The following is a 25153-nucleotide window of genomic DNA, read 5'->3' on the forward strand; positions in this document are numbered from 1 at the left end:
TAGTTGTGATTAGTTCGGACGGACGTATTCGTCGGCGATCGTCTCCTGGAACGCTTCGTCGCTGTACGCTTCGAGCAGCGGCGAGATCGGCGTATAAGCCAGTTGACCGAACCCGTCGTAGACGGTCTCGAGCGTTTCCGTACGCGGGAGCAACATATTACAGCCCCGCCGGACTTTCGCGCTGGTAAACGGTGCCCGGTAACAGGGATAGATCACCATATCAAACCCGCCGCCGATGTGGCGACCGACGCCGTACGCGTCGTCGTTTTCGAACTCGGACACGTTTGCCGACGGGAGACCGTAACTGAAGTCGATGTTTCCGGCTTCGAGTGCGGCCTGTCGGGACGCCGTCTCCGTGATGATCTCGAGCGTAACGGTTTCGACCGGTGCCGTCGCCGGAACCGTGTCGTCTCCCTCGAACCAGTGATCGTCGAACCGTTCCAGTCGCCAGTGGCTGCCGCTGTCGTAGTCGCCGAATCGGTAGGGGCCGGTTCCGACCGGCTCCGACTCGAGGTCGTACTCGCCGTCGATCGCCGCCATCGGGACGATCGGGACGTTGAAAAGCGCCGTCTCGAGGGGCCCATACTCCCGCCAGCATTCGATGTCGATGGTGTGTTCGTCGACGATCTCGCTTCGCTCGTACCAGTCGTAGACGTCCGTCTCCCGGATCGTGCCCTCGTAACGGTCGAACGAGCCCGCGACGTGTGCTGCGGTGAGTTCCTCGCCGTTGTGAAACTGGACGCCCTCCCTGAGGTGCACCCGAACCGTCGTCCCATCGAGTCGTTCCCAGTCGGTGGCCAACAGCGGCTGGCTCTCGCCGTCGAAATCGACGGCGACGAGTTCCTCGTAGACCAGTGCCGTCGCGTGACTGGACACGGTGTCGGTCATCGAGACCGGATCGGTCGTCGCGATGTCGCTTCCGAGATCACCGACGAACTCGCTGCCCTCGTCGAGTTCCGTGTAGGTCCCGGCCCAGGGGGCGTACACGGCGTAGTACGCGCCCGGCTCGAGGGGATACGTCTGCCAGCCGCTGACGGTGTCAGCGTCCCAGACGTGTGTGGATTCGCTAAACCGGACGAACGATATCGGCGAGTCGGCAACCAGGGTTTCCTGTAGTCCCCGGTAGACGGAGATCCGTTCGTCGGGGTCCGTTTCCACGAGGCCCGCGTCGATGCCGTCGTCGACGGCCTCGTTTGCGTAGTGGCCGACGTTGAACCCGTCGGGGGTATGGTTGTCGGAGTGAAACAGCATGTTGACGTAGCTGTCCGGGTCCCACCCGCCAGTCCAGCTAGCGACGAACAAGGCGTTTACGTCGTTGGAGGCCGCGTTCCGCATCAGATCGACGTGCGATCGGAACTCCCGGCTGTCGATCGAGACGTCGAAGAAGCCGGTTTCGTCGAGCGTCGCCTTGAACAGCTGTGCGAACTGCTCTCGCTCGTCGTTCTCGGTGATCGCGATCGTCGTCCGGAACGGCGGTTCGACCCCCGTCTCCGCGAACCCCGCTTGGATCAACTCCTCGGCGTCCCCCTCCGCTTTGATCTCGTCGGTGGAACGGATGCAGCCGGCCAGTCCACCGATCCCGGCCGCGCCGACTCCTCGCAAAACCGAACGCCGGCGGCACCCTCGTCCCCCCAGTCCGACACTATTCCCTGCCATAGCCGTGTGGTTTAGATCCTGACACCATATTCCTTGTGCTGAATCGACCCTGCCCGGTTCGGAAACCGGCCGCTCCGTCCCGGAGACGGCATCTTTTTGCAATATTCGCCCAAATCCCAATAGCAATACGTTCGTGAAACTACTCCGGCGGGAAACCCGTCTCGGTTCCGGGCTGGTTACTGGTCGCCTTCCTCGTCGATGATGACGACCTCGCCGTCGACGACATCGACGTTGATCAGCGTCTTGACATCGTAGCCGGCGTCGTCGACCTTGTTTTCGCCGCCGACCTTCTTGATGACTGCGACCGTATCGACGACTTCGGCACCGATCTCGCCGAGCGCGTCGAGGACCGCCGCGAGCGTGCCACCCGTCGAGAGGACGTCGTCGAGGACGAGCACGCGCTCGCCCTCGCGTACGTCGTTGATGTACATCTGGTTCTCCGAGTAGCCCGTCTTCTGGGCGATCGCGACCTCGTCGTCAAGGCCGTACTGGCGCTTGCGGATGACGGTCAACGGAATGTCGGTCATCAGCGAGACGGCAGTCGAGATGTGAATGCCCATCGCTGCGGGGGTGACGATCCGGTCGACTTCCTCGAGTTTCGCCTTGCGGATGATTCGGATGACGATCTCGCGCAGCAGGGTCGGATCCAGCTTCGGGACGCCATCGCTGATGGGGTGAACGAAGTAATGGTATCCGTTCTTCTCGATGATCGGAGCCTCGAGGAGAGACTGCTTTAGTTGATCCATGTCGACGGTCGGAGGGTAAGGGAGTAAAAGTTGACGATACGACCGGGGCGAACGGAGCAATCCCGTCCGTCACTCGATCATTCCGTCAGTCGTCGGTGCCGTAGCTGAGTTCGGGCGGCTGATCGCCGTGCCCCAGCCGCATGTTCCGCTCGTGGTAGATGTGTGCAACTGCGGTAATCGTGACCGTCGCCGCGATAATGGCCATCCAGACCAGGTTCGACAGGTACGTCAGCGGATAGATATCCAGCCACAGCGCGGCAACGAGCGCGCAACTGATCGCACCCAGCGAGAGGTACAACTCTCGCCACGCGAACTCTCGACCGGGGACGATCTCGAGATAGACGCTGATGTCTCGCGTTCGCTCGGTCACGGTGATGACGCCCGTATCGGAGTCGAAGCGAAGGATCCCCGACGAGTCCATCTTCGGGAGATGTGTCTGCTGGAGGGTCGTATAGACTCGCTTGCGCTGTTCGGGCGTTACGCCATCGAGCGTCGTCTCGTACTCCCAGGCGGCGACCTGCTGCGCGAGATCGCCCAGTTCGACCGGCCGCTCGTCTTGCTTGAGATACTGGAGGACGTAGCGCCGTCGCTGGTTCCGCAGGAGTTCGAATATCTCGCCTTTGGAGAGTCGTTCGTCCGCGTCATCATCCACGTCGGCGTCGTCACCCGCGTCGGCCTGGTCACCCTTGGCCCCGTCGTCGGCGTGCTGTTGTTGCGCCACGGAAATCACCTCGAGACACCGGCTACGGCCAATACTGTGGTCGTGTTCGAATCCAGTCGGACACCCATTAGTTCAGTCGAATGAACCCCACCCATATAACTCTCCTGACGGACTCGTCGCTGTATTAGTCCGCCGTCATCTCTGATTCGAGTATTGTTGCGATCGAATCGGCGATTTCCCCGCCCAGCCCAGCTTTCGTCCCCTCGTAGCGGGCGGCGTCGTTCGCGTGGACCAGCAGGGCGCTCGTCCGCTCTGCACCCATCACGATCGCGTCGTTGGCGACGACGAAGGCCAGCTCGGCCCGCTCGAGCGTGTTTCTCGCCTGCTCGATCATCGCTGCCTCGTCGCCGGACGTTTCGGCCTTGAACCCGACGATCGGCAGTTCGGGGTATTGGGAGCGGATCTCGTCGATGAGCTTCGGCGTCGGCTCGAGCGCGAGCGTGAGCTCCTGTCCCGATCGGATCTTCTCGTCGCTTTCCGCGACGGTGTAGTCGCTGATCGCCGCCGCCGAGACGAGCGCATCCGCGTCCTCGCAGGCTGCGCTGGTGGCCGCGAGCATCTCGCGGGCGCTCTCGACCTCCCGGACGGTGGCGTAGGGAACGTCCGGTCCGTCCTGGACGAGCGTCACGTCCGCCCCACGGACGTAGCAGGCTTTCGCCACGGCCCGTCCCATCGTCCCCGACGAGCGGTTCGTCAGCACGCGGACCGGGTCGATCGACTCGCTGGTCGCACCGCTGGTGACCACGACGTGGGCTCCCCCGAGGGGGCGGTCGCCGGCCGTGCGGGCGACGTCACAGACGATCGCCTCTTCGCTTGCGATCTTGGCCTTCCCCTCTTCGACGCGCGGATCGACGAACTCGACGCCCCACTCCTCGACGGTCTCGATGGCCTCGAGCACGCCGGGATGGTCGTACATCGGCTCGTGCATCGCAGGGGCGACGACCATCGGCGTCCCCGCTCCCAGCGCGGTCGTCGCACACGTCGTCACGGTCGTATCGTCGATCGCACCCGCGATCTTGCCGACGGTGTTCGCGGTCGCGGGCGCAACGAGGAGGACGTCGGCCCAGCCGTCGTTCCCACAGAGTTCGACGTGTTCGACGCCGCCCGTGATCTCGGTGACGACCTCGTTTTCGGTCGCGAACTCGACGGCCCACGGGTGGACGATCCCCCGTGCGCTGTCGCTCATCACCCCGCGAACGTCGGCCCCCTGCCGTCGCAACTCGTGGGCCAATTCGACCGTCTTGACGGCCGCGATCGACCCCGTGATCCCGAGCGCGACGTTGACTCCCTCGAGCATATGGATTTCACTTCGGATGGGGACCTTTTAGGGTTACTGTCGGCCGGCGTCCGCGGGGCGTCTCCGCTCGCCACGGGACGGTACTCGAACCCCTCACCGTAAACTGTTAGTTGCTGTGAGCGAACCTATCAGCAATGCAGTCGCGTCGCCTCCCGTGGGACGAGCGTGCGGTATCACCAGTGATCGGAACGGTACTACTCGTGGGGATCGTCGCCATGACCATGACACTTCTCGGGACGGCGCTTTTCGGCGGCGGGCTATTCGAACAATCGTCGAGCGCCGAGTTCACGTACCAGACGGAGTCGGGAACGGTGAAAATCGGCGTAACCGACGTTCGGGGCCTGTCGGCCGACGACACCGAGATCCGGATAAAGGGTGGACCTAGCTGTGGCACGTGGGACGGGAGCGGTTCGATCGAAAAGGGCGACGTGACGGAGATCGATAGTACCGATTGTTCGTTCAGCAACGGCGACGTGATTCAGATAGTCACCCCGGACAGACTGCTCGACACCTACGAGGTGCGCGGTACGTAACGAAGTCGACGAACGCGGAAGTTGACGGGCCGAACACCGTCAGTTACGTGCCCGACTGCATCCGTGAGACGAGCTATTTCCCCTCGACGCTCGGATGCATCGTCGGTTCCTCGTCGAGCGGCTCCGAAAACGCCTCGAGCAGGCGCGCTCTCGCCCGTTCGTCGCGCTCGAGTCGCTCGGCCTCGCCGATCTCTTCACAGCCCGGCGGCACCTCGCGGCCGCGGCCGGTGAAGTAGCCCTCGGGGGCGACCCAGTCGTGATAGAAGTTCGCGTCCGAATCGTGAATGACCGCGAGGCCGACCGTCGCCCCGTGGCCGGCCGCGACGATCGCCTGGTGGGGTTCGTCGGCGAGTCGGCCCGCAGCGTAGATGCCGTCGACGGCCGTTCGTCCCCCGCCGTCGACCGAGACGAAGTGTTTGCTCCCACGCTGGATCCGCCCGACGTCCAGCGGGACGAGATATTCGCTGTCGGCCCACGACGCCGCGATCACCCGCCGGGCCTCGAGTGGATCGCCACCCGCCGTCTCGAGGACGAACCCCGCCTCGAGAGCCGTCTCGTCGATGGGCTCGGTACTCGTCACTCGCCCGAGTTCGAACTCGGCACCCGCGGTTCGGGCCTGTTCGCGGGTCAATCGCAGATACTGGCGGGCGTCGACCCCGTACGGAAAGCCGGGGTAGTTCTCGAGGCTGGCGTTCCGCGCGAGGATGGACTCCCCGCCGTCGCCGGACTGCGTCCGGCTGCTCGGAGGGCTTTGTCCCCCGGCGTCGATGACGAGGGTATCCAGTCCCGCACGGGCGGTAAAGATCGAGGCGGCGAGGCCAGCGACGCCCCCGCCGACGATACAGACGTCTCGCATGGGTCGTGGTTTGCCAGCGCCCGTATAGAAGGTTGCCGTCGCCGGGCCCCGACCGCCAGCTACCACCGTCCACGTCGACCCGGGTACCTCAACCCTTTTATTACCGCTGTTCGTTGACTGGGACATGAGCGAAGACGAGGGCACGAACACGTCCGCCCAGGGTGTCCCGTCCGAGGAGGAATCCGACGACGGCGAAGCGGCCGACGTGAACTCCGCGGAATCGACGGCTGGGGAATCGGACCCGAGCCCCGAAACCGACGATTCGAGTTCGGAATCGCCCGCGCCGGATACCGACTCGAGCGGCGACACGGCCGGGGGTGCTGAGGCGGAAGCGACGGGTGACCCGGCGCCGGCCGACGGCGCGTCCGGTGACGGACCCGAAACGGGCGAGGACGTCCAGCGAGTGCTCGATCGGGTCACCGAGTACGACGACGAACTCGCTCACAAGGTCAACTCGATCGTCGAGGAAGCCCAAGCACTCAACGGGACCGTCGCCCACCAACGCGAGGAACTCGAGGATCTCACGGAACGCATCGAGTCCCAGGCCGAGACCATCGGCGAACTCCAGGACGAACTCGAGGAGTACGAGCAGGCACTGACCGACCGCGACGACCGACTCGAGGAGTACGAAGCGGAGGTCGAGGACCTGAAGAGCCGGCTCAAACGCAAACAAGCGGACTTCCAGAATTACAAGAAGCGTGCGAAAAAGCGCCAACAGCAGATCAAAGACCGCGCCGCCGAGGACCTCGTCGAACGGCTCATCGGCGTTCGCGACAACCTGAAACGCGCACTCGAGGAGGACAGCGGCGATGCCGAGAGCTTGCGGGAGGGCGTCGAGATGACCCTCCGGGAGTTCGACCGCATCCTCGAGGACGAGAACGTTTCCGAGATCGATCCCCAGCCGGGTACCGAAACCGACCCGCAGCGCCACGAGGTCATGATGCAGGTCGACAGCGACCAGCCCGAAGGGACGATCGCGGACGTGTACACGCCCGGCTACGAGATGGGCGACAAGGTCATCCAGAACGCACAAGTGACCGTCTCGAACGGCGAACACGCCGACTCGAGCGGGGACGACGAGGACGCTGCTGAATCGACCGACCATGCCGGCGGTGCTGGGACCGACGACAGTACGGCCGACGAGGACGACGCGGCGATCGAACTCGGCGGCGAAGTCGACAGCGACGACGAGAGCGTCGACACCCCGGCGGACGAAACGGACGACTGATCGTCACAGTCGGCTCTCCGATTCTCGCCGACGAAGCGGATATCGTAACCACTGAAACGATTGACACACTGACCGCACGACGGCCTGCGGTCAGGTGTGCAGTGACGTTCAGTGGCTACGATAGCGCGATCGAATTCGGTTCCGACCCGACGGCTTGTGCTCGATCGTTCCCGCGTTCGCGGACCACCAGTTCGAATCCGAACGGCCGTTCTGTTATGAATGTTAACACTTATGTTTTCGAGGGAAAACGTCGAGATATGAATGATCGGGCTGCGTTTTTCGCCCTCTCCGTGGCCGCTCTTTGCGGGCTCGCTGCCCTCCTGGTTCTCCCGCTGCTCGAGTACGTACTGGCTGCCGGCTTGTTCGCAGTCGTCCTCCGACCGGCGTACGACCGACTCGAGCCATGGCTCGGTTCGCGGATCGCTGCCCTCGTTCTGACTGGGAGTACTGTCACTGCCGGGATCGTCCCGCTGGTTCTCATCTCGCTGGTCGTCCACCGGTCGGCCGTCTCGGCGATCGAGTCGGTCGACGGCAGTCAGCTCCTCGCGAACGGCTACGAGATCGCTCGAGAGGACCTCGGCGTCTCCGACGAGTCGATCGCTGCCGTCGAGGCTGCCGCCCGATCGGAACTCGACGGGACGCTCTCGAACGCCGTGGAGCTGACGCTGGCCCGGACGGTCGATGTCGTGGCGATCGGAATCGACGTCGTCGTCGGGGTGGTCGTCCTCGTCGCCCTGCTGTACTATCTATTGGTCGACGGCCCAGCGCTCGTCGACTGGCTGCGGAGGGTCACGCCGCTCGAGTCACGTGTGCTCGAGGTCCTGTTCGCGGAGGTCCACGGCGTCATCTGGGCGGTTCTCCGCAGTCACGTGTTCGTCGCGATCGTCCAGGGCGTACTCGGCGGGGTCGGACTCGCGTTGCTCGGCGTCCCGTACGCGACCACGCTGGCAGCGATCCTCGTGTTCGCCGCGTTTCTCCCGACGATCGGCGTCTGGCTCGTCTGGGGACCGGTGACGATCGCTCACGGGGCTGCGAGCGATCCCGTGCGCGGCGTTCTCCTGTTGGGATACGGGATCGGCGTCCTCACCGTCGCCGACAGCTACCTCCGGGCTGTTCTGGTCAACTGGGGGTCCGACCTTCATCCGGCGCTCGCATTGCTCGGCGTCATCGGCGGTCTTTCCCTGTTCGGGGTAATTGGCCTGTTCGTCGGCCCCGTCGTGCTCGCGGTCCTCAAAGCCACCCTGACGGTTTTCTATCGCACTGAGCGATTCGGCCCGGAGGGGGACGCCAGTCTCGAGCGAGCGAACGCGTTCGCGGAAACGGAGTAATCGCTGCGCAAAAAGGGAACCGGCGTAATCCACCACGCTTCCCCTCGGTCCACTGGAATCGGTCCCACGAGTACACAAAAGAGTCGGACGGACCACTAGCGGCGGCCCACGCCTCCACTGTAGGGTCGAATCCGGTGGTGTGATTCGATTCGACCCTGCAGTCGACGGGTGGAACGGTACTAGGCGCCGGCCCTCCCGTCGGTTTCTGCGCTCCGTGACTCGGATTGGATGCCCCGGTAGGCCAGTGCGGCCCCGACCACGAACACGAGCGTTGCGAGGTAGATGGGGCCGAGGTGTGTCACCCAGTTGTGAGCGAAGAGATCGCCGTAGTGCATGGGAAGTGCGATTACCAACCCGACGACGGCAGCGACGATCGCCGTCGTCCACGCCCACAGTTGCCCGCTTCGGACGCCGTACCATGCAAGCGCCGTGATGGCGATCCCGGTGGCGATAATAAACCCCGCAGTAGCGACGTGGAGGTGGTTGATATAGTGCACGACGGCTGGATCGACCGCGTTGAGATCCGCCGGGGTGACCCCGTTCAGGGTCGCGACGCCGAGTTCGAAGCCGGTGCCGAAGAACGTTCTCGCGAGGAAGACGATCCCGTAGCCGACGAAGGCGATGCCCGCAAGCGCCATCAGGAGCGAGCCGATTCGCCCTCCCCGTTCGAGTTCCCGGGCAGTCCCGTGCCGGTCCGTCGTTGATCGATCGACGCTCATTCGCCCGTCCCGGCTTCGACCTCGATCTCGGTCACGTGTCGGTCGTCGATTTCCTCGAGGGAGTATTCTTGGCCGTGTTGTTCTTTGACGTGTTCGCGCGCGATCTCCAACAGGCGGTCCTTGTCGTCTTCCTCGGTACGCATGCGGAAGACGCACCCGGAAACGGCTGTATCACACGCGACTTGTAGTGCTGTCCTCCTCTCTTCGGATTGTCCGTCGTTCGTCATGGTTTCGTTCCCCGCTCGGCGAGAGAGGATACGGGACGGGAGGTTGTGTAAGCATCTAGTGATATCTGCGCAATCGCTGTCAGTCGTGCAACGGCTGCAACGTGGTCGTCGACTGCAATCGAGCGTCCCGTTCGCGTCCTGGATCATCGCGTCACCGGGACGGTGACGTCGTCGGGTGCCACTGACGGCACCACAGCTACCGAACAGAGCCACCGTGACTGAATAATCGCCGGGAAGGTATCGGTTACGTCGACGACAGCCGTCCGATTCACTCTCCGATCCGTTCGACCCGGAGCGGCCGGGCCTCACTGCGATACGACTCGTAGGTCGAGTCCGCCCACTCGCGGGCCGCCGGCGCGTCGGTATCGATCAGCACGCGAGCCGCTCCGCTCTCGGGATCGTGGCCGCTGACTCCGATTCGCCGATCGAAGATCCCGATCCCGTAGGGGGGCAGCTCGTCGTGTAGCCAGACCGAAACATTCCCGTTCTCGAGGGGTTCGGAACGGTGTTCTAGGTACGTCGAGAGGATGTGCCTGGCTACGTGTGGTGGGTCGATGATCTCCGTGTCCATCCCGTCGACGATTCGGCGGGCGAGTTCCTCCTTACACGGTTCGAGCAAGGCCAGGTCGAACCCGACGAACCGAAACCGGTCCGTCTCCCGGAGCAGCGACTCGAACCGGTTCACCGGGCGGTACGGATCGTCTGCCTCCGCGACCGTCACGACCGCGTTGGATCCCATTTCGATCGTGAATCCGCTCGCCTCGGCCGGAAGCCACTGCCAGACGTCGCGGAGCTTTTGTTCGGTCTCGATCCGTTCGACTAGCTCTCGCATTCCCGAGGCGACGAAGGCTCCAAGCTGTGTCGCCTCGTACTGGTGTCCCTCCCGGCGGATCCAGTGGCGGTCCTCGAACTCGCGCAGCGTTCGCCCGATCGTCGACTGGGAGACATCGGTTAGCTCCCGGAGGTCCGCCCGGCTTTGGGGACTCCTCGCCAGCGTCTCGAGCGTGGTCACGCGGTGCTCCGACCGTGCGAGGAACTCGATGTCGTCGAGGGGCGAGCCTTTGGTATCTAGAAGCATGGTAATCGTACACGTGCCAGCACTATAGCTATGCTCCCCCGCCGTCGGCCGTCCGCTCGTGACCGAAAGGCGCCGAATCGGCGGCGGGCTTCGGACGACGCCTCGAATATCGTCGACGCGCTCGAGGACGGCGACGAAACTATCGCGTCCATCGAACCTCGGTCGGTCTACAGTTCGTCGCGACGCGAGTGAGCGATCGTGCCGTTTCGATGCCACCGAACGGGCCTCATCGTTGGAAGACGGTCGCCGACTCGCCGACGACGAGTTGGATCGCCCCATCGGGGGGTACTGGGCACCCACCACGAACGCCTCGGGCGTCCGCATCAGCGGGGACTCGCTCACTCGTACTCGCGCTCCCGATCGTCGGAGCGTTCCCGATTGCCCTCCCGGGTCCACTCCCGGGCGTCCTCGACGGTTTCCGTCCCCAGCAGTTGCTCGAGTTTCCGTTCGAACTGCTCGTCGGTCAACTCGCCCGCAGCGTAGCGTTCGCGGAGCGTCTCGAGCGCGTCGCGCGTGCCACCCGCATCGCTGGGGGAATCCGTCCTCGTCGGGTCGGATTCCGTCCTCTCCGACTCGTCGCTCCATTCGTGGCCCTCCGTCTCGTCGCCAAACAGAATTGCGACGACCGGGAGAACGACGGCGTAGCCGACGACCAGTACGGGGAGCCACCACGTTTGACCGGTAAGCAGCCCCCCGAGCCAGATCGCCGTCACGAGCAGGGAGACGATGCCGACCACGTTCTCGCGAAGTCGCGTCCACGGATCGTCCGCATCTCGTCGGTGATCCGTTCCCTCGCTTGCACTCATACGATTCCTTTCGCTCGGACGTGGAAAGACGTTGATGGTCCGGGGTGTTGGCTCACCGGTCCCGGCCGCCGACGACCCACGGCGCTGTCGCTTGGCACCCAGCGGCCGACGGAGAAGAGCGAGCCCTACGCGAGCGTCTCGCCGAGCGCCTCGAGTGCGGCCTCCCGAACGGCATCGCGTTTGCCGGGCAGGAACTCGACGTGGCCGTCCTGACCGCCGACGACGCTGACCCCGCCGTTGGGAACGCCCTCGGCGATCGCGTCACCGAGGTCGCGCACGTTCACGGGTTCGGTCGCGCGGACGTGGAGTTCGTCGTCGCCGACGCCGAGCGTGACGTAGGGTGGGTCCGCCCGGTCGCGTTCGGTCCGGTGGAGCGCGTCCAGCAGCAGGATCGTCGTCGGGAAGTTGTACCGGTGGGTGAAGGCGTCCGTGTCGAGCACGGAGACGGTAACGCCGTCGACGCCTTCCACCGTGAGGTTTTCGCGAGCCGTCTCGAGTTCGGTCTCGAGCTTGTCGCGGAACTGTTCGGAGACGTGGGCGGCCAGGTCGCCGTTTCGCGGCCGATCCGACTCCTCGCCGTCGCCGAACAGCAGGTCGATCACGAGTTCGCGTTTGTCCTTGTACGACTGATAGTAGGCCTCGAGCGCGACGGCTTCGCGGCGCTCGGAGACGCCGGTCTCGTCGTAGCCGGCCTCGGTTGCGAGCTCGAGATACGCCTCGGGCGTGTTCTCCCAGTAGCTAACCGCGGGGAGGTGTTCCAGATCGGCACGGACGTCGTCGTTGACGTGGGCGGCGACGTTGGTAGCCAGTGCGGTCGAGGTGACGTCGGTGACGTCAGCGCCGGCGAGCGACGGTGCGACGGCGACGTCGACGGCGTCGGCGACCTCTTCGTCGGCGCGACTGTCGTCGATGACGAGCGAGTCGGCGTCGTACACCGAGAGCAGGTCGTAGCCGTCGACGGATTCGACGGTCGAACCGGCGTCGACCAACACGACGAGGGGCAGCTGTTCGCCGTGGCGATCGCGGGCCTCGAGCATCGAGGTGACGTCGCCGGTGGCGGCGTCCATGTCGTAGACGCGGCCGTCGAGCGGGCGGCGCTCGAAGTAGTGGTACTCCGCGTCCTCGCGCGTGTGTTTTTCGCGAATCAGCGGGAGGACGGCGCGCTCGATGGCCGCCCCGGCGACGTAGCCGTCCGCGGTCGCACCGTGGCGGACGACGATCGGCCGTGCTTCCATGACGGCCCGTCGGATCGCGGTCGCCGCGTCGGCGATGCCGTCTTCGACGGCTGCGACCGCTTCGTGGTCGGCCAGCAACGCGACCTCGGCCGGGCGAGCCTCTCGTTCGATCGCGCTCTCGAGGCGGTCGACGACCGTCTCCCGCTCCTCGCCGTCGAGGATGTCGAGGGATTCGGTTTCGACCTGCAAGTCGCCGTGGTGGCGTTCGACCTCGCCCTCCAGGGCGACGACGTCGTCGAGTTCGACGTCGGGGTAGGCGCGAACGCCGGCTTCCTCGAAGGCCGCGCATTCGACGGTCGCGGTCTCGTCGCGCAGTTCGAAGACCGTCGGGCCGCTGGTCTGGCGAACGCCGGTGATCTCGCCCTCGAGGCGGACGACGCTGCCGACCTGATTCTCGATGGCGTCGATGGTCGTCCGCTTGAGCGTGGGTTCCGATTCGGCCTCGGATTCGGCGTCGGCGGCATCGTCGGTTGCCGGCGCCGAGGCGGCGGCGGATCCGGTCGCGACGGAGCCGCTGCTCGTCACTGTCCCGGTGGGTTCCGCGGCCGCAGGCTGTCCCTCGTCGACGGACTCGGTCTCGGGTTCGGACGCGGGCTCGGTTTCCTCGGCGGCCGCCTGCAACTCGCCGGCTTTGGCCGCGCGGTCGTCGGTCGGCTCCCGGTCGCTTTCGTCGGCCGTCTCCGTCGCCGACTCGTCGTCAGTCGATTCGTCGTCGACGTCCTCGGGACGGTGCTCGTCGTCGGCCGTTTCGATCAGGTGGCCGCGGAACTCGCGTTCGCGCTGGCGGATCGACCAGCCGAGGTCGACGTTGCCGTTGTCCCGAACGTCGAGTACCTGGACGAAGACGTCGTCCCCCGGTTCCCAGTCGAGACTTTCGAGTCGTTGGTCGAGTTCGCTTCGATGCAACAGGCCGGTGACGTGGTCTCCGATGTCGACGAAGACACCGAAGTCGGCGTAGCCGTCGACGGTTCCCCGGTAGTAGCGACCGGGCGTAAGCTGCGAGGCGGACGTGCCGCGAAATTCGAAAACGGCATCCTCCTCGTGGCTCTCACAGATCTCGCCGTCAACGGGTGTGCCGCAGATGATACAGTTACCCATCTACTCGAACCAAGCGGTTTCGCCCTAAAACTGTTGTCGAAATGCGTTCGCCACACGAGCCACGGTTCCACCCGCGAAAGAGCGCCGCCGTCAGTCGAAAACGGGCGAATCCTCCTCGAGCGACTCGATATCGTCGACGAGTTCCCGAACGTCCTCCGGGAACAGCGACACCTGGATCTCGTTGTCGTCCTCGTCCTCGAAGACGAGTTTCAGTCGCTTGTCGCCGAACTCCCTGGCCTCGGCCGAGTCGACGTCGAACAGTTTGACCGTCGCCGCCTTGTTGTTCGGACCGACGTTCTTGATCGCGCCGTCGTTTAGCTCTACCATGAACTCCTCGAGCGTGAGTGCGAGCATGGGTGTCGTACGGACCCCGGGTAAAAAACGGCACGGCATCGCCGGCCAGTGCGGCGACTGCGCGCGGACGCGAGTCCCGCAGTGGTGGGTCGCCAAACGGGATGCGATCCCGGACCGCATGCGTGATGTGTCAGGGCGCTTGCGGCATCCGGTCGTACCGAGTACGAACGTATAAATATTGGTGATCGTACACGTCCGCCCTGGACCGACAATCGATCATTGATTTCACTACGAGTGCGTCAGAAACCGGGTTGGCGGCCGCAGATCGGAGGTCGACGACCCCGCTCACTTTTATGGTGGATTCGCACAAACGCACGGGTGGTTATGGAACTCACCTGGCACGGCCACTCGACGTGGCACGTCACCGTTGGGGAAACGGCCCTGTTGATCGACCCGTTCTTCGACAACCCACAGACCGACCTCGAACCGGCCGACCTCGAGACGCCCGACTACGTCCTGTTGACACACGGCCACGCCGACCACATCGCTCACGCGGGCGAGTTTGCCGACGCGACGCTGGTCGCGACGCCGGAGCTGGTTTCCTACTGTGAAGACGAGTTCGGCTTCGAGGACGCCGTCGGCGGGATGGGGATGAACCTCGGGGGGACCGTCGAGTGTGGCGACGCCTACGTCACCATGACCCGTGCCGACCACACGAACGGGATCATGACCGAAAACGATGCGAGCGGCGGGATGCCGGCCGGCTTCGTCATCTCGGACACCAAACCGACGCAGGTCAGCGACGAGGAGTCGACGACGTTCTACAACGCGGGCGATACGTCCCTCATGACCGAGATGCGCGAGGTCATCGGCCCGTACCTCGAGCCCGATGCCGCCACGGTGCCGATCGGCGACCACTTCACGATGGGGCCGATGCAGGCAGCCATCGCCGTCGACTGGCTCGACGTCGATCACGCCTTCCCACAGCATTACGATACGTTCCCGCCGATCGAGCAGGATCCCGAGGACTTCGCCAGCGAGGTTCGCGGGACCGGCAGCGACGCCGCGGTCCACGCCCTCGAGGCCGACGAGCCGTTCGAACTCGAGTCCTGAGCGTCGATATCGGATAGAACGGACGGCTTTCGACGGTTCGAGCGGACGAAAGCGTCTCCCGCGGGGCCTTACTCTTCACTCGGCGCACTGTACCGGCGCTCGCCGGTCTCCGTTCGGGCACCGATCCGATAGCGCGTCTCGAGTGGGTACCGCTCGTGTCGAGCGAGCATCAGATGGAGGCCGACGGCGACGGCAAGCAGTCCGAAATTCCAGATCGGCGAGTCGTAGTAGATGACGTCGACGATTATCGCCTCGGAATAGACGGGCCAGAACGGCGAGAGCGGGGCCGCGATATCGGGTGCGGACAGGATGTCAGCAAACAGGTGGCTGATTCCGCCGACGATCAATCCCGCCGTCGCGAAGACGAACACCGTCTCGCCCGCGATTTCGGAGCTTCGGATCCTGCGGTTGGCGTTGAACCAGTCGGTGAGGTACCTGGCAGCGAGTACCCCCGCCAGGATGCTCATCAGAACGACGAACAGGACGGTGTGGGTCACCCCGTGGTGGGTGACCGGGAGGTACCCCTGGAGGACCAAGTCGGTATCCGGGAGCATCGCCGTCGCTAACGCAAATCCCGTGAATGCGAGGGAGCCGCGTCGCCCCCAGACCATCCACGCCGGCGCGGCGAACAACAGCGCCATCCCGAGGTGGCCAGTGACGTCGACCATCGATCGCTCGAGCTAGCGGAGTCGCCGAATCAGTCGGAGTAATAGCGAGGCGGCCGTCCCGAGACCGGGAATTCGGGACGAGAGCGCGGCTGCCCCGAGGAGCAACACGCCGCTCTTTCGATGCCCGCGCCGGAACTCGATCACGCCGTCTATCACCGTCGAAATCATGCTGAGCTTGGTCGCCGACTGCCTGTCGAGAGTCGTCATCGTCCACGAGGGTTCCGTCGGGACCGACAAATCGGATCGCGCTGCAAACGCAGGGCGTGGTACCCGTGCCATTCCGAGGACGGCGCTCGCCACCAAACGTTTACAGCACCGCTCGTGGACGTCTCGACTGCCATGGCGAAACAGGTCACTACCGTTTCCGACGAGGGGTACAGCGCGACGAACGAGATTCGGGACTTCGAGACGACGATCGACGCCAACGGCGAGGACGCTCCCGACACGCTCGAGACGCTGCTGGCGGCGTACGGCTCCTGTTACGTACCCGCGCTGCGGGTCGGTGGCCAACAGCGCGGGGCCGACGACCTCGGGCGGATCGAGATCGAAACCAGCGGCGAACTCAACGACGACGACAAACTCGAGTCGGTCGCGTTCGACATCCGCGTCGAGGCGGACGTCGACGACGAGACCGGCGAGGAGATCCTCGAGCGCGCGTTCGAACTCTGCAAGGTCCACGACGCGCTCAAAGAGAGCCTCCACGCCGACGCGAGCTTCGAGGGCAACGCGTTCTGAGAGCGGCGACGCCGACTCCGAGCGGTCCGGATACCTGCGATGGGGGGTGGTGGGTCCCGTCCCTTTTTCACCCACTGGGCACCGTCGGCCGGCTTCCAATGATGCCCATCGACCCGGCCGCAATGTGTTAGAAAAAAGCACTTTCAGACCCTCGTGTGGGCCAAAACGAACATATCCACAGGGTGCCTCGGGCCGGAACACGATGCGACGAACCGCGCTGGTCGTGGCGGTCGCCGGAGTACTCGTCCTCGCGGGCTGTAGCAGCGGGTTCGACGATTCGAGCGGCACCGCCTCGCCGACGAGCGATGTCAGCGGTGACCTCGAGATCCACCACATCGACGCCGGGCAGGCCGACTCGACGCTCGTCGTTACCCCCGCCGACGAGACGATCCTGATCGATACGGGTTCGTACCGCGACGACGGACAGGCGGTCATCGACTACCTCGAGAGCCGCGATATCCAGCGGATCGATCATCTGGTCGCGACTCACGGCCACGCCGATCACATCGGCGGCCACCCCGAGGTCATCGAATATCTCGAGGAAGAGGGCGAGGGAGTCGGCGCGGCCTACGATTCCGGCGTTCCCCACACGACGGCGACCTACGACAGTTATCTCGATACGATCGAGGCCTACGACGTCCGGCTCTTCGAGGTCGTCGCGGGCGATACCCTGCCTCTCGAGGACGACGCCCTCGAGGCGACCGTTCTGAACCCGCCCGAGGACGGGCAGGGAGATGGCGTCGACGAGAACGGCGTCGTGCTGTCGGTTGCGTTCGGCGGGTTCACGTACCTGACGAGCGGCGACATCGGCGCGAAAACTGAACGACGGGTAGTCGAGGACCACGGCGACGACCTCGCGGCCGACGCCTACCAGGCGGGCCATCACGGCTCGTCGACCTCCTCGAGCGCACCGTTCCTCGAGACCGTCGATCCCGCCGTTGCGATCGTCTCGAGCGCGCACGACTCCCAGTATGGCCATCCACACGACGAGGTCCTCGAGGCCTTCGACGACCGGGGGATCGAGACATACTGGACGGGCGTTCACGGCGATATCGTCCTCACGAGCGACGGGAGCGATATCTCGGTCGACACGGAACGCGACGCGCCGACCGACCCGGGTGCCCTGCTCGAGCGAACGGAGACGCAGTCCGCACTCGAGGGGCCAGCGGTCGACCGCGACCGGCCATCGATTGATGGCGCTGCCACTCCTATTGGGGGGTGAGAACCGATGAGCGACACTCACATCGGGGTCGTCGATCGCATCATCGACGAGACGGCGGTCCTCCTGCTGGAGGACGACGGCGACGTGATCGACGAGCAACTCGTCGCCCTCGAGCGCCTGCCCGAAGACGGCCGACACGAGGGTGCCGTCTTCGAGACGGTCACCGACGCGGGGACAGTACGCGAGACGACTTATCGCGCGGACATCGAACGGGAGCGGCGGGAATCGACCCGGGAGCGGTTCGACCGACTTTCCGAGCGATTGTCGGATCGGGATCGAACCGACGAATGAGCAGTTTCAAGACGATTCTCGAGCCACCAACGGTTATGCTACGATCGTTCGACGGGACCGAACCCCAGGTTGCCGACTCCGCGTACGTCGACGACGCCGCGGTCGTCATCGGCGACGTCGTCGTCGAAGCCGACGCGAGCGTCTGGCCAAACACTACCCTTCGTGGCGATCACGGGCGGATCGTCGTCGGCGAGGGAGCCAACGTCCAGGACAACGCCGTCCTCCACGAGACGGCCACACTCGAGCCCCACGCGACGGTCGGTCACAGCGCGATCGTCCACAACGCCACCGTCGCCGAGCGCGCGCTGATCGGCATGAACGCGGTGGTCCTCGATGGCGCTCACGTCGGTGAGGGGGCGGTCGTCGCGGCCGGCAGCGTCGTCACCGAAGACACCGAGGTCCCGGCATCCACGCTCGTCGCCGGGACGCCCGCGGAACCGAAAACCGAGATCGACGACCCGGCCCTCGAGGCGACGGCCGATCGCTACGTCGAACTCGCGAAAGAACACGCGGAGACGTCGGAACGCATCGACTGAGACGGTCCCCTGTCCCGACGAACCGACGCACCCGCGACCCGCCCTGCGGTTGTGCCGTCACTGACTGACAGGAGTCCGTCTGACGCCGTGATCGGCTCACTCGACGTGCTCGCCGGCGGCGTCCGCACCGAAGACGACCTCGCGAACGTCGTCGACGCCCGCTCGGCGAACCACGGCCCGGACCGGATCCCGTGCTCCGTCGAGGTTGTTCGAGTCGCCATCGAGGACGAGCAGCCGTGCCTCCCGTCCGGGTTCGACCAGCCCGTACTCGAGGTCCGCGATCTCGGCACCGTTGATCGTGGCCATCCGGAGGATCTCGTCGGCGGGGAGCGTCGAGAGCTTCGCGAGGAACTCCATCTCTCGGAACATCGACGGCGAGTTGAGCATCACGTTGTCCGTCCCCAGCGCGAGCGTCGTCCGCTCGTGGAGTTCCTCGTACGGCGACAGTCCGACGTCGGTCACGAGGTTCGAGCGCGGACAGACGACGATCGGGATCTCGCTGTCGGCGAGCCGCCCTAAGTGGACCCGTTTGGGGTGAACCATGTGCACCAGGAAGTCCGGGTCGAGGTCCATGGCCGGATTGATATCGCTTTCGTCGACCTCGCCGGCGTGGATGCCGAAGGGTTTCCCCGCCTCGCGGGTCGCCTCTCGTTCCCGATCGAAGTTCGCATCGTTCGCCCCGCTCGCGCCGAACCCGTCGCCCGCATACATCGCGTCGACGGATCCGCGAGCGAACGACAGGGAGTCGATCCCGAGCCCGTCAGCGGCGTCCTCAAGCATGCGAACGCCCGCGACGTCGCCCTCGCGAAAGTCCAGACAGGCGGCCGTGCCGGCGCGTTGCATGAACCGCAGTGACTTGGTCATCGCGTCCACGAGTTCGTCTCGAGACGCATCCCGGAGCAGTCGGTGTTTCAGCCCGTCCGGCGGGGCGACGAGCTCCTCGAGCGTGAGGCCGCCGCCGGCTTCCTTGGCGATCGAGTCGCCGATGTGGGTGTGAGCGTTGACGAACGCCGGGAGAACGATGTCGTCGCTCTCGACTGCTACTTCTTCGATGGCCTCGATGCGGCCGTCGTCGTCGATGACCACTCGCCCCTCGACGGGCTCGAACTCGCGGCCCCGGAGAATGGTCCCCGTTCGTTCCATACGCGTCAGTTCGCGGTCAGTCCCTTCAACCGTTCGGGGTGAGGTCGATCCCGGACGAGAACGCGGTCCGAACCGTCGGCGATCTCGAGCAGTTCGGACGGACGGCGATCCGGGGAGCGGGGGCGAACGAGCTCGAGTGGCGACGTCATCCGTCCTCGAGGAACTGATCCAGCGTGGCGTCGAGCCCGTTTCGGACGTCGCTGACCAGCGCACCGTCGATATCCAGGCCGAGGGTGTCGACGGCTGTTCGGCCGACCCGATCGCGCAGGTCGGGCGGCGAGTAGACGCCGAGTCGCCACTGGGAGTACTGGGCTGCACGCAGCGCCTCGACCAGCGGCGACTGCTGGTCGAGCCGACGGATCTCGCCGTTGACCATCACGCGCGAGGTCGACTCCGTCATCGACGGGCGACTCGGCACGTCGAGGATCACGTGTTCCGGATCGACCGCCGCCGCGGCAGCGATCTCGCGTTCGAACTCGCGGATGGTCCCGTGATCGGACTCGATGATTCCGCCCGGAACGTCGTCGATCTCGGCCCACACCGCCCGTTTGAACAGGTCGCGGTGGTCCAGCCGTCGGGAGAACTCGCTGGTCGCGTCACACGACCGTAACGCGACGATCAGATCCGGGTCGTCCATCCGCTGGAGCGTCTCGGCGTCGGGAGCCGCGGCAGGGGAGTCGAGCAGCCGTTCGGACGCTCGCCGAAGCATCGCCTTGCTGATTCGGGCGACGCTGTGGCTGTAGACGGTCGGGTTCATCAGCGCCCGCGCGACCAGCAGGCTCTCGGCGGTCTGGACGTTCCCCTCGTCGAGAACGAGTTCGCCGTTGGCGAACGTGAGCTCCCGGACGAGTCGGCCGTGGTCGATCGTTCCGTAGGGAACGCCGGTGTGGTGGGCGTCCCGAACCAGGTAATCCATCCGATCGACGTCGAGTTCGCCCGACACGAGCTGGCCGAACCGGCCTTCACCGGCGACCAGATCCGCGACCGCTGCCGGCTCGAGGTCGTGCGCTCGCAACACGTCGCCGACCGCCCCGTCCGCGAGCAGGTCGTGTACGTCGTCGTGGTAGCGTCCCGTCCGGCGGTAGGTCAGCGACTCGAGGTTGTGGCTGAAGGGGCCGTGGCCGACGTCGTGGAGCAAGGCCCCAGCGCGAACGCGCTCGGCTCGCTTCCCCTCGACCCCGAGTTGCTCGAGGGCTTCGCAGGCGAGGTGATAGACGCCGAGACTGTGCTCGAAGCGAGTGTGGTTCGCGGAGGGATACACCACCGAGACGGTGCCGAGCTGGCTAATGTGGCGTAACCGCTGTACCGCCGGCGTATCGAGGAGGTCGCGAGCGACGCCATCGACCTGGATGTGGTCGTGGACGCTGTCCTTGATAATCTTCATTGGTCGCCATTGGGCCCGTTCCCACAAAAACCGTCGTCCGAGAGCCGCGTCTCCGGGTCGGGAGAGCGGTCGATCGTCGGCCCCGACAAGTTATCCCCTCGCCTGCCGTACGCTCGAGCAACGAATGCAATTCGTCGAAGAAATCGTCGTAGACGAGTTCCTTCCGACCGTCCGGTCGCTCCTCGCCGGCGATCTCCGGGATCGGGGGTTCACGCAGAGCGAGGTCGCCGAGGTGCTCGGAATCAGCCAGAGTGCCGTCTCGAAATACGCCCACGGCGAGGTGACCGTCAACGATCGCATCGCCGCGGACGAGCGCGTCCAGGACCTCGTCGACGCGCTCGGAACGGGGCTAGCGGCCGGCGAGGTCTCGCCGGTCCAGGCGTTGATCGAACTCGAGATCCTGATCCGCGACCTCGAGTCCGGCGGTGACCTCCTCGCACAGCTCCACGAGGAGGCGGTGCCGGAACTCGCCGATCACGGCTCGAGCTTCCGGGTGCACGACCCCGAGAGCGACCTCCGGACCAGCGAACGGGTCCTCTCCTCGCTCCGGCGCGGGTTGGGCATGCTCGAGACCACGAGCGGATTTACGGGGCTGATCCCCGCCGTCGGATCGAACCTGGTCGCCTGCATCCCGGATGCGGAGGACGTCGACGACGTCGCGGGCGTCCCCGGGCGGATCTTCGACGTCAAGGGTCGGACGACCGTCCCGGCGGATCCCGAGTTCGGCGTCTCCGAACACGTCGCTCGAGTGTTGCTGGCTGCGCGCCGACACGGTGGGGCTGCCACGGCGGCGATCAACATCACCTACGAGCCCGAACTGGTCGACGAACTGATCGAGCGGGGCCACGTCGCTGCCGAATTCGACGAGTCCGGGGACGTCGCCTCGAGCGTCGGCGCGGCGATCGAGGACGAACGCGACGCGACGGTGCTCTACCAGACCGGCGGGATTGGGATCGAGCCGCTGATCTACGTCCTCGGGCCGGACGCGGAGTCGGTCGCGGAGACGATTCGCTCGCTCGTCTAATGTGGTGAGTACTCGATGGCCGAATCCACACAGGAGTTCTACGGCCGCTGGGCCCGCCTCTACGACCTGATCGCGCGCGAGACGCCGGGGATCGCCCGCCTGCGTCGACGGGCGGCTGCCGCTTGCCGCCTCGAGCCCGGCGACACCGTCGTCGAGATGGGCTGTGGGACCGGCGCGAACCTTCCGTATCTCCGCGAGCAGGTCGGCCCAGCGGGGACCGTGATCGGGATCGATTTCACCCGACCCGTGCTCGAGCGGGCGCGAGCCGCGACTGCCGACGACGACAACGTCCACGTCCTGCAGGGGGACGCGACGCGGCCGCCGGTCGATGCGTCCGTCTCGACGGCAACGGACGGAGCCATCGATGCCGTGCTGGCGACGTTCGTCGTGGGGATGCTCGCGGACCCGGCCGGCGCGGTCGACGACTGGTGTGACCTCGTCGGTCCCGACGGCACCGTCGTCCTCGCGAACGCCGCCCGAAGCGAGGCGTGGTACGCACCGCCGGTCAACGCCGTCTTCCGGGCGATCGTCGTCCTTTCGACGCCGCCGACGGCGAAACTTCGCTACACGGACGCCCCCCACGTGCGTCTCGACGAGAAGATCGACGCCGCACACGCCCGCCTCCGCGAGCGCGCCGTCGCCGTCGCGGACGAAACCCACGTCTTCGGCGTCGTCCGGCTGACCGGCGGGCGACTCGAGTAACGAGTCCTCGGACCGTCATCGAACGCTTCTCGGTTCCCGTCGTGCTCTCAGAGAGTCGGTCAGTACAGACGACGGCGTTACTCGAGTGGCGATCTCCCTCTCCGATAGCCGGCAAAAACAGCGTGCTGAACACAGAGCGGCTATTCAGCGGAACGATTCCGACAGTAGAGTACAGTTATCAGTATCGGCAGTGTGTATCGATCCATGCCCGAAGAAGTGCTGTTCAAATCGGAACGCGATCAGAGTCGAAAGGAGATCGCCGCGTATCTTCGCCGTGTCGCCGAGAAGTTGGAACAAGGGGAACCGATCACGCTAACATCGGGGGCCGAGTCCGTGACGATGGAGCCACCGGCTCGTACGACGTTCGAGGTTAAAGCCGAACGTGAGGGGCCGACAGGAGGATCCGGTGCATTGAGTATCGAGTTCGAACTCGAGTGGGACGAGAACGGCAGTGAGGGTGATAGCGGGAGCGGCCAGCTAGAAATCGAGTAACAAACGAGCGCCGTGTACGGGGCAGAGCCGCTGAAACCGAACACGGACTGAGGATCCAAATAACGCCATTCCGTTCGAGTTACTCGTCGTGTCTAACTGTGATGACGGGAACCGGCGCTGAGCGGGCGGTCTTTTCGGCGACGCTCCCGAGTAGTATTCGATCACTTCCGCGCCTCCCGGTCGTTCCCATCACGACGGCGTGGATATCGTTCGATTCGATAGTGTCGAGTATCACCTCGATCGGGGATCCGCGTTCGACGTACCGGACAGCGTTCGAAATGCCGCGTGTCTCCGCCTCGGACACGAGCTCGTCAACGGCATCGGTCCCAGCCTGTTCACTGTTCCGTCCCGAAACAGTCGAGCGAACGTCCAGTCCCAGCGACGTATCGTCGACGACAGACAGCACGTGAACAGTCGCATCGAGAGCCGCTGCGAACGAGAGTCCATGCTCGGCGGCACGAGTTGCAGTAGCACTCCCGTCGGTCGGTAGGAGGATGTCCTCGTAGGGGAACGCCAATCGTTCATCGGGCTGCATCCGTGCCGTCAGAACGGGGACGGAAGACAGACGGATGACTTTCTCCGTGACACTTCCGATGAGGTATCGTGACACTCCCTCCCGACCGTGCGTCGGCATTACGATCAGGTCGTGGTCGTATCGCTCAGCGTATTCGACGACCGTCGGCGCTGGATTCCCCTGGACGACGTCGGAATCGTAGTCTACACCGAGTGTGTCCAGTGTCTTTTCTGCTTCTTCGACGATGCCCTCGCCTTCCCGAACAAGTGCGTCAACGACCCGTGTTTCGACGACGGTGACGCTATCGCGTGTCGTATCCGCGACGAACAGAACGTGGATCGTGGCGTCGGCCCAGTGTGCGATCTCAGCAGCGTGATGTAGCGTCTCCGCAGCACCATCGCTTCCGTCGAACGGGAGCAGAATGTCCTCGTACATATGTACGAGTAACTACGTGAATCACCGTCAAATGGTTTGTCACCCACCGGATTTCGGCTCACGAACACACACCACCGGAACTGGTAACCGTTTGAGCGATCTCCATACCCACGCCACCCGTCATGTCTCGGTCGAAATCCGTCTCGCCATGCGTATCCACAATCGTGACCTGTGTCCGCGCGAGATACACAGCGCATATCTCACACGGCTCGGCGAATCTAACCAATATCTGCCAGAAACTCTGGCGTTTGGCTTGCACGCCTACGTATCGGTCGGTCCTCCGAAAACCGGACGAGACGAGCCGGTTATAGTAGCCACCGCAGGCCACTGTGCACCTGATCGCACGACGGCTGTGCGATCAGTGTGTAAACCGTTGCAGTTGTTACTTTCAGTTCGTTTTACGACACCCCCGACGGTCGACCCGAGTACTACGAGCGGTATCCCGCCGTTCTGACCGATCACGCTACGACCTCGAGCCCCTCGTACTCCCGAATCCGCTGGGCCATCGCGTCGGGAATCGGGCTCGGACGCTCCGTCTCGGGGTCGATGTGGACGATCGTCGTCTCGGCCGTCGCCGCCACGTCGCCGTCGACGCGGACCTCGTAGTCCATCGTACAGCTCGAGTCGCCGAGCCGGGTGACCGAGAGCGCGACCGTGGGGTCGTCGCCCTTGGTGATCGGCCGCTCGTAGGAGATCTCGAGGGAAACGATGACGAAGGAAATCTCCTCCTCGGCGAGTCCAGCCACGTCCCGGAGGTAGGCGGTCCGGCCGGCCTCGAGGTAGCTCGCGTAGACGGCGTGGTTGACGTGGTTCATCGGATCGAGATCGCGGAAGCGAACGGGTACGTCGACGGTAAACTCAGCACTCATTGTACGTTGTCGAAGACGAGTGGGACAAAAGTACGCACCGATTCCATTGTGGAGACGCTGCTCGGGCGTACGCTGGGCGAGGCGGGCGCTACTCGGGGGAGCCACGAGAACGGAGTGGAGAGAGCGAGAACGGGACCGAATGGAACGAGCGCCCTGCTCTCGTGGCAACAGGGGCGTGCCGCGTCCTCCCCAGCCGATTCGTT

The 25153-nt window shown here is 64.9% G+C and carries 29 protein-coding genes; 11 read left to right on the plus strand and 18 right to left on the minus strand.

The genetic code is table 11. From position 1 onward, the window contains the following. Positions 1–9: 9 nt before the first annotated feature. From CP557_RS02635 to coaBC, 4 genes are all read right to left on the minus strand, one after another. Positions 10–1656, minus strand: a complete 1647-nt coding sequence (locus CP557_RS02635; protein WP_097378470.1) for an ABC transporter substrate-binding protein — start codon at positions 1654–1656, stop codon at positions 10–12. A gap of 176 nt (positions 1657–1832) precedes the next feature. Then, complete coding sequence (hpt, locus tag CP557_RS02640; protein ID WP_097378471.1) at positions 1833–2402, minus strand: hypoxanthine/guanine phosphoribosyltransferase; 570 nt, start codon at positions 2400–2402, stop codon at positions 1833–1835. Positions 2403–2487: 85 nt separating this feature from the next. Further along, positions 2488–3132 (minus strand): DUF7344 domain-containing protein, encoded by a 645-nt coding sequence (locus CP557_RS02645; RefSeq protein ID WP_211290167.1) that lies wholly within the window; start codon positions 3130–3132, stop codon positions 2488–2490. A gap of 115 nt (positions 3133–3247) precedes the next feature. Beyond that, on the minus strand, positions 3248–4420 hold the full coding sequence (gene coaBC / locus CP557_RS02650) for a bifunctional phosphopantothenoylcysteine decarboxylase/phosphopantothenate--cysteine ligase CoaBC (RefSeq protein WP_097378473.1): 1173 nt from the start codon (positions 4418–4420) through the stop codon (positions 3248–3250). A gap of 134 nt (positions 4421–4554) precedes the next feature. Between coaBC and CP557_RS02655 the strand changes: the two genes are divergently transcribed. Continuing rightward, entirely contained in the window at positions 4555–4953 is a 399-nt protein-coding gene (locus tag CP557_RS02655; RefSeq protein WP_097378474.1) for a type IV pilin, read from the plus strand. Positions 4954–5026: 73 nt separating this feature from the next. Here the strand turns inward: CP557_RS02655 and CP557_RS02660 are convergent, their stop codons facing one another. Further along, positions 5027–5809: an NAD(P)/FAD-dependent oxidoreductase gene (locus CP557_RS02660; protein WP_097378475.1), complete on the minus strand. Its 783-nt coding sequence runs from the start codon at positions 5807–5809 to the stop codon at positions 5027–5029. Between the two features lie 124 nt (positions 5810–5933). Here CP557_RS02660 and grpE point away from each other — a divergent pair, with 124 nt between their 5' ends. Next, on the plus strand, positions 5934–7037 hold the full coding sequence (grpE, locus tag CP557_RS02665; protein WP_097378476.1) for a nucleotide exchange factor GrpE: 1104 nt from the start codon (positions 5934–5936) through the stop codon (positions 7035–7037). A 257-nt stretch (positions 7038–7294) separates the two neighbouring features. Beyond that, a complete protein-coding gene (locus tag CP557_RS02670; RefSeq protein WP_097378477.1) occupies positions 7295–8365 on the plus strand; it encodes an AI-2E family transporter in 1071 nt (356 codons plus the stop codon). Positions 8366–8544: 179 nt separating this feature from the next. Here CP557_RS02670 and CP557_RS02675 read toward each other — a convergent pair whose 3' ends face one another. The 6 genes from CP557_RS02675 to CP557_RS02700 all read right to left on the minus strand — a co-directional run bounded on the left by CP557_RS02675 (position 8545) and on the right by CP557_RS02700 (position 13882). Next, a complete protein-coding gene (locus CP557_RS02675; RefSeq protein ID WP_097378478.1) occupies positions 8545–9084 on the minus strand; it encodes a hypothetical protein in 540 nt (179 codons plus the stop codon). Further along, on the minus strand, positions 9081–9458 hold the full coding sequence (locus CP557_RS23455) for a DUF1059 domain-containing protein (RefSeq protein ID WP_394340594.1): 378 nt from the start codon (positions 9456–9458) through the stop codon (positions 9081–9083). Before CP557_RS23455 ends, CP557_RS02675 begins: the two co-directional genes overlap by 4 nt. A 121-nt stretch (positions 9459–9579) precedes the next feature. Beyond that, positions 9580–10389, minus strand: a complete 810-nt coding sequence (locus CP557_RS02685; RefSeq protein ID WP_097378480.1) for a helix-turn-helix transcriptional regulator — start codon at positions 10387–10389, stop codon at positions 9580–9582. Positions 10390–10727: 338 nt separating this feature from the next. Continuing rightward, positions 10728–11195, minus strand: coding sequence for an SHOCT domain-containing protein (locus CP557_RS02690; protein ID WP_097378481.1), 468 nt, complete (start codon positions 11193–11195; stop codon positions 10728–10730). Positions 11196–11320: 125 nt separating this feature from the next. Continuing rightward, positions 11321–13528: a DHH family phosphoesterase gene (locus CP557_RS02695; RefSeq protein ID WP_097378482.1), complete on the minus strand. Its 2208-nt coding sequence runs from the start codon at positions 13526–13528 to the stop codon at positions 11321–11323. Positions 13529–13618: 90 nt separating this feature from the next. Then, entirely contained in the window at positions 13619–13882 is a 264-nt protein-coding gene (locus tag CP557_RS02700) for a hypothetical protein (protein ID WP_097378483.1), read from the minus strand. A gap of 324 nt (positions 13883–14206) precedes the next feature. Between CP557_RS02700 and CP557_RS02705 the strand changes: the two genes are divergently transcribed. Then, on the plus strand, positions 14207–14935 hold the full coding sequence (locus CP557_RS02705; RefSeq protein WP_097378484.1) for a metal-dependent hydrolase: 729 nt from the start codon (positions 14207–14209) through the stop codon (positions 14933–14935). A 68-nt stretch (positions 14936–15003) separates the two neighbouring features. On the opposite strand, the gene CP557_RS02710 is transcribed toward CP557_RS02705, so the two are convergent. Together CP557_RS02710 and CP557_RS02715 are read right to left on the minus strand one after the other, a co-directional pair. Continuing rightward, on the minus strand, positions 15004–15603 hold the full coding sequence (locus CP557_RS02710) for a metal-dependent hydrolase (protein ID WP_097378485.1): 600 nt from the start codon (positions 15601–15603) through the stop codon (positions 15004–15006). Between the two features lie 12 nt (positions 15604–15615). Then, positions 15616–15810 (minus strand): hypothetical protein, encoded by a 195-nt coding sequence (locus CP557_RS02715; protein ID WP_097378486.1) that lies wholly within the window; start codon positions 15808–15810, stop codon positions 15616–15618. Positions 15811–15942: 132 nt separating this feature from the next. Between CP557_RS02715 and CP557_RS02720 the strand changes: the two genes are divergently transcribed. The 4 genes from CP557_RS02720 (at position 15943) to CP557_RS02735 (ending at position 18387) form a co-directional block, all read left to right on the plus strand. Then, a complete protein-coding gene (locus CP557_RS02720) occupies positions 15943–16338 on the plus strand; it encodes an OsmC family protein (RefSeq protein WP_097378487.1) in 396 nt (131 codons plus the stop codon). A 202-nt stretch (positions 16339–16540) separates the two neighbouring features. Next, the gene (locus tag CP557_RS02725; RefSeq protein WP_097378488.1) at positions 16541–17560 is read left to right on the plus strand and encodes a ComEC/Rec2 family competence protein; all 1020 of its coding nucleotides are present in this window, start codon (positions 16541–16543) and stop codon (positions 17558–17560) included. A 6-nt stretch (positions 17561–17566) separates the two neighbouring features. Further along, positions 17567–17851, plus strand: coding sequence for a DUF3006 family protein (locus CP557_RS02730; protein ID WP_097378489.1), 285 nt, complete (start codon positions 17567–17569; stop codon positions 17849–17851). Further along, positions 17848–18387, plus strand: a complete 540-nt coding sequence (locus tag CP557_RS02735) for a gamma carbonic anhydrase family protein (RefSeq protein ID WP_394340595.1) — start codon at positions 17848–17850, stop codon at positions 18385–18387. Before CP557_RS02730 ends, CP557_RS02735 begins: the two co-directional genes overlap by 4 nt. A gap of 96 nt (positions 18388–18483) precedes the next feature. Here CP557_RS02735 and CP557_RS02740 read toward each other — a convergent pair whose 3' ends face one another. The 3 genes from CP557_RS02740 to CP557_RS02745 are packed head-to-tail and all read right to left on the minus strand — an operon-like array spanning position 18484 to position 20914. Next, positions 18484–19530, minus strand: a complete 1047-nt coding sequence (locus CP557_RS02740) for an amidohydrolase family protein (RefSeq protein WP_097378490.1) — start codon at positions 19528–19530, stop codon at positions 18484–18486. A 5-nt stretch (positions 19531–19535) separates the two neighbouring features. Then, positions 19536–19679: a hypothetical protein gene (locus CP557_RS22390; RefSeq protein WP_169924327.1), complete on the minus strand. Its 144-nt coding sequence runs from the start codon at positions 19677–19679 to the stop codon at positions 19536–19538. Next, complete coding sequence (locus CP557_RS02745) at positions 19676–20914, minus strand: HD domain-containing protein (protein ID WP_097378491.1); 1239 nt, start codon at positions 20912–20914, stop codon at positions 19676–19678. The genes CP557_RS22390 and CP557_RS02745 overlap by 4 nt, the downstream gene beginning before the upstream one ends. A gap of 124 nt (positions 20915–21038) precedes the next feature. Between CP557_RS02745 and CP557_RS02750 the strand changes: the two genes are divergently transcribed. The 3 genes from CP557_RS02750 to CP557_RS02760 all read left to right on the plus strand — a co-directional run bounded on the left by CP557_RS02750 (position 21039) and on the right by CP557_RS02760 (position 23132). Beyond that, positions 21039–21938, plus strand: a complete 900-nt coding sequence (locus CP557_RS02750; RefSeq protein WP_097378492.1) for a thiamine-phosphate synthase family protein — start codon at positions 21039–21041, stop codon at positions 21936–21938. Positions 21939–21953: 15 nt separating this feature from the next. Then, entirely contained in the window at positions 21954–22640 is a 687-nt protein-coding gene (locus tag CP557_RS02755; RefSeq protein WP_097378493.1) for a class I SAM-dependent methyltransferase, read from the plus strand. 204 nt (positions 22641–22844) lie between these two features. After that, positions 22845–23132, plus strand: coding sequence for an amphi-Trp domain-containing protein (locus CP557_RS02760; RefSeq protein ID WP_097378494.1), 288 nt, complete (start codon positions 22845–22847; stop codon positions 23130–23132). Positions 23133–23211: 79 nt separating this feature from the next. Here the strand turns inward: CP557_RS02760 and CP557_RS02765 are convergent, their stop codons facing one another. Both CP557_RS02765 and CP557_RS02775 read right to left on the minus strand, forming a co-directional pair. Next, positions 23212–24081 (minus strand): universal stress protein, encoded by an 870-nt coding sequence (locus tag CP557_RS02765; protein ID WP_097378495.1) that lies wholly within the window; start codon positions 24079–24081, stop codon positions 23212–23214. A 458-nt stretch (positions 24082–24539) separates the two neighbouring features. Then, complete coding sequence (locus tag CP557_RS02775; protein WP_097378497.1) at positions 24540–24950, minus strand: acyl-CoA thioesterase; 411 nt, start codon at positions 24948–24950, stop codon at positions 24540–24542. Between the last annotated feature and the right edge of the window lie 203 nt (positions 24951–25153).

The sequence above is a fragment of the Natrinema ejinorense genome (assembly GCF_002494345.1).
GTDB classification, from domain to species: Archaea; Halobacteriota; Halobacteria; order Halobacteriales; family Natrialbaceae; genus Natrinema; species Natrinema longum.

What these genes read in the sequence shown, in the direction of transcription:
- CP557_RS02740 (WP_097378490.1), bottom strand. Translation starts at nt 19,530, where the DNA reads ATGGAACGAACGGGGACCATTCTCCGGGGCCGCGAGTTCGAGCCCGTC.
- CP557_RS02725 (WP_097378488.1), top strand. Translation starts at nt 16,541, where the DNA reads ATGCGACGAACCGCGCTGGTCGTGGCGGTCGCCGGAGTACTCGTCCTC.
- CP557_RS02760 (WP_097378494.1), top strand. Translation starts at nt 22,845, where the DNA reads ATGCCCGAAGAAGTGCTGTTCAAATCGGAACGCGATCAGAGTCGAAAG.
- CP557_RS02685 (WP_097378480.1), bottom strand. Translation starts at nt 10,389, where the DNA reads ATGCTTCTAGATACCAAAGGCTCGCCCCTCGACGACATCGAGTTCCTC.
- CP557_RS02775 (WP_097378497.1), bottom strand. Translation starts at nt 24,950, where the DNA reads ATGAGTGCTGAGTTTACCGTCGACGTACCCGTTCGCTTCCGCGATCTC.
- CP557_RS02750 (WP_097378492.1), top strand. Translation starts at nt 21,039, where the DNA reads ATGCAATTCGTCGAAGAAATCGTCGTAGACGAGTTCCTTCCGACCGTC.
- grpE (WP_097378476.1), top strand. Translation starts at nt 5,934, where the DNA reads ATGAGCGAAGACGAGGGCACGAACACGTCCGCCCAGGGTGTCCCGTCC.
- CP557_RS23455 (WP_394340594.1), bottom strand. Translation starts at nt 9,458, where the DNA reads ATGATCCAGGACGCGAACGGGACGCTCGATTGCAGTCGACGACCACGT.
- hpt (WP_097378471.1), bottom strand. Translation starts at nt 2,402, where the DNA reads ATGGATCAACTAAAGCAGTCTCTCCTCGAGGCTCCGATCATCGAGAAG.
- CP557_RS02690 (WP_097378481.1), bottom strand. Translation starts at nt 11,195, where the DNA reads ATGAGTGCAAGCGAGGGAACGGATCACCGACGAGATGCGGACGATCCG.
- CP557_RS22390 (WP_169924327.1), bottom strand. Translation starts at nt 19,679, where the DNA reads ATGACGTCGCCACTCGAGCTCGTTCGCCCCCGCTCCCCGGATCGCCGT.
- CP557_RS02720 (WP_097378487.1), top strand. Translation starts at nt 15,943, where the DNA reads ATGGCGAAACAGGTCACTACCGTTTCCGACGAGGGGTACAGCGCGACG.
- CP557_RS02655 (WP_097378474.1), top strand. Translation starts at nt 4,555, where the DNA reads ATGCAGTCGCGTCGCCTCCCGTGGGACGAGCGTGCGGTATCACCAGTG.
- CP557_RS02695 (WP_097378482.1), bottom strand. Translation starts at nt 13,528, where the DNA reads ATGGGTAACTGTATCATCTGCGGCACACCCGTTGACGGCGAGATCTGT.
- CP557_RS02660 (WP_097378475.1), bottom strand. Translation starts at nt 5,809, where the DNA reads ATGCGAGACGTCTGTATCGTCGGCGGGGGCGTCGCTGGCCTCGCCGCC.
- CP557_RS02755 (WP_097378493.1), top strand. Translation starts at nt 21,954, where the DNA reads ATGGCCGAATCCACACAGGAGTTCTACGGCCGCTGGGCCCGCCTCTAC.
- CP557_RS02635 (WP_097378470.1), bottom strand. Translation starts at nt 1,656, where the DNA reads ATGGCAGGGAATAGTGTCGGACTGGGGGGACGAGGGTGCCGCCGGCGT.
- CP557_RS02765 (WP_097378495.1), bottom strand. Translation starts at nt 24,081, where the DNA reads ATGTACGAGGACATTCTGCTCCCGTTCGACGGAAGCGATGGTGCTGCG.
- CP557_RS02745 (WP_097378491.1), bottom strand. Translation starts at nt 20,914, where the DNA reads ATGAAGATTATCAAGGACAGCGTCCACGACCACATCCAGGTCGATGGC.
- CP557_RS02710 (WP_097378485.1), bottom strand. Translation starts at nt 15,603, where the DNA reads ATGGTCGACGTCACTGGCCACCTCGGGATGGCGCTGTTGTTCGCCGCG.
- CP557_RS02715 (WP_097378486.1), bottom strand. Translation starts at nt 15,810, where the DNA reads ATGACGACTCTCGACAGGCAGTCGGCGACCAAGCTCAGCATGATTTCG.
- CP557_RS02675 (WP_097378478.1), bottom strand. Translation starts at nt 9,084, where the DNA reads ATGAGCGTCGATCGATCAACGACGGACCGGCACGGGACTGCCCGGGAA.
- CP557_RS02700 (WP_097378483.1), bottom strand. Translation starts at nt 13,882, where the DNA reads ATGCTCGCACTCACGCTCGAGGAGTTCATGGTAGAGCTAAACGACGGC.
- CP557_RS02735 (WP_394340595.1), top strand. Translation starts at nt 17,848, where the DNA reads ATGAGCAGTTTCAAGACGATTCTCGAGCCACCAACGGTTATGCTACGA.
- CP557_RS02705 (WP_097378484.1), top strand. Translation starts at nt 14,207, where the DNA reads ATGGAACTCACCTGGCACGGCCACTCGACGTGGCACGTCACCGTTGGG.
- CP557_RS02670 (WP_097378477.1), top strand. Translation starts at nt 7,295, where the DNA reads ATGAATGATCGGGCTGCGTTTTTCGCCCTCTCCGTGGCCGCTCTTTGC.
- coaBC (WP_097378473.1), bottom strand. Translation starts at nt 4,420, where the DNA reads ATGCTCGAGGGAGTCAACGTCGCGCTCGGGATCACGGGGTCGATCGCG.
- CP557_RS02730 (WP_097378489.1), top strand. Translation starts at nt 17,567, where the DNA reads ATGAGCGACACTCACATCGGGGTCGTCGATCGCATCATCGACGAGACG.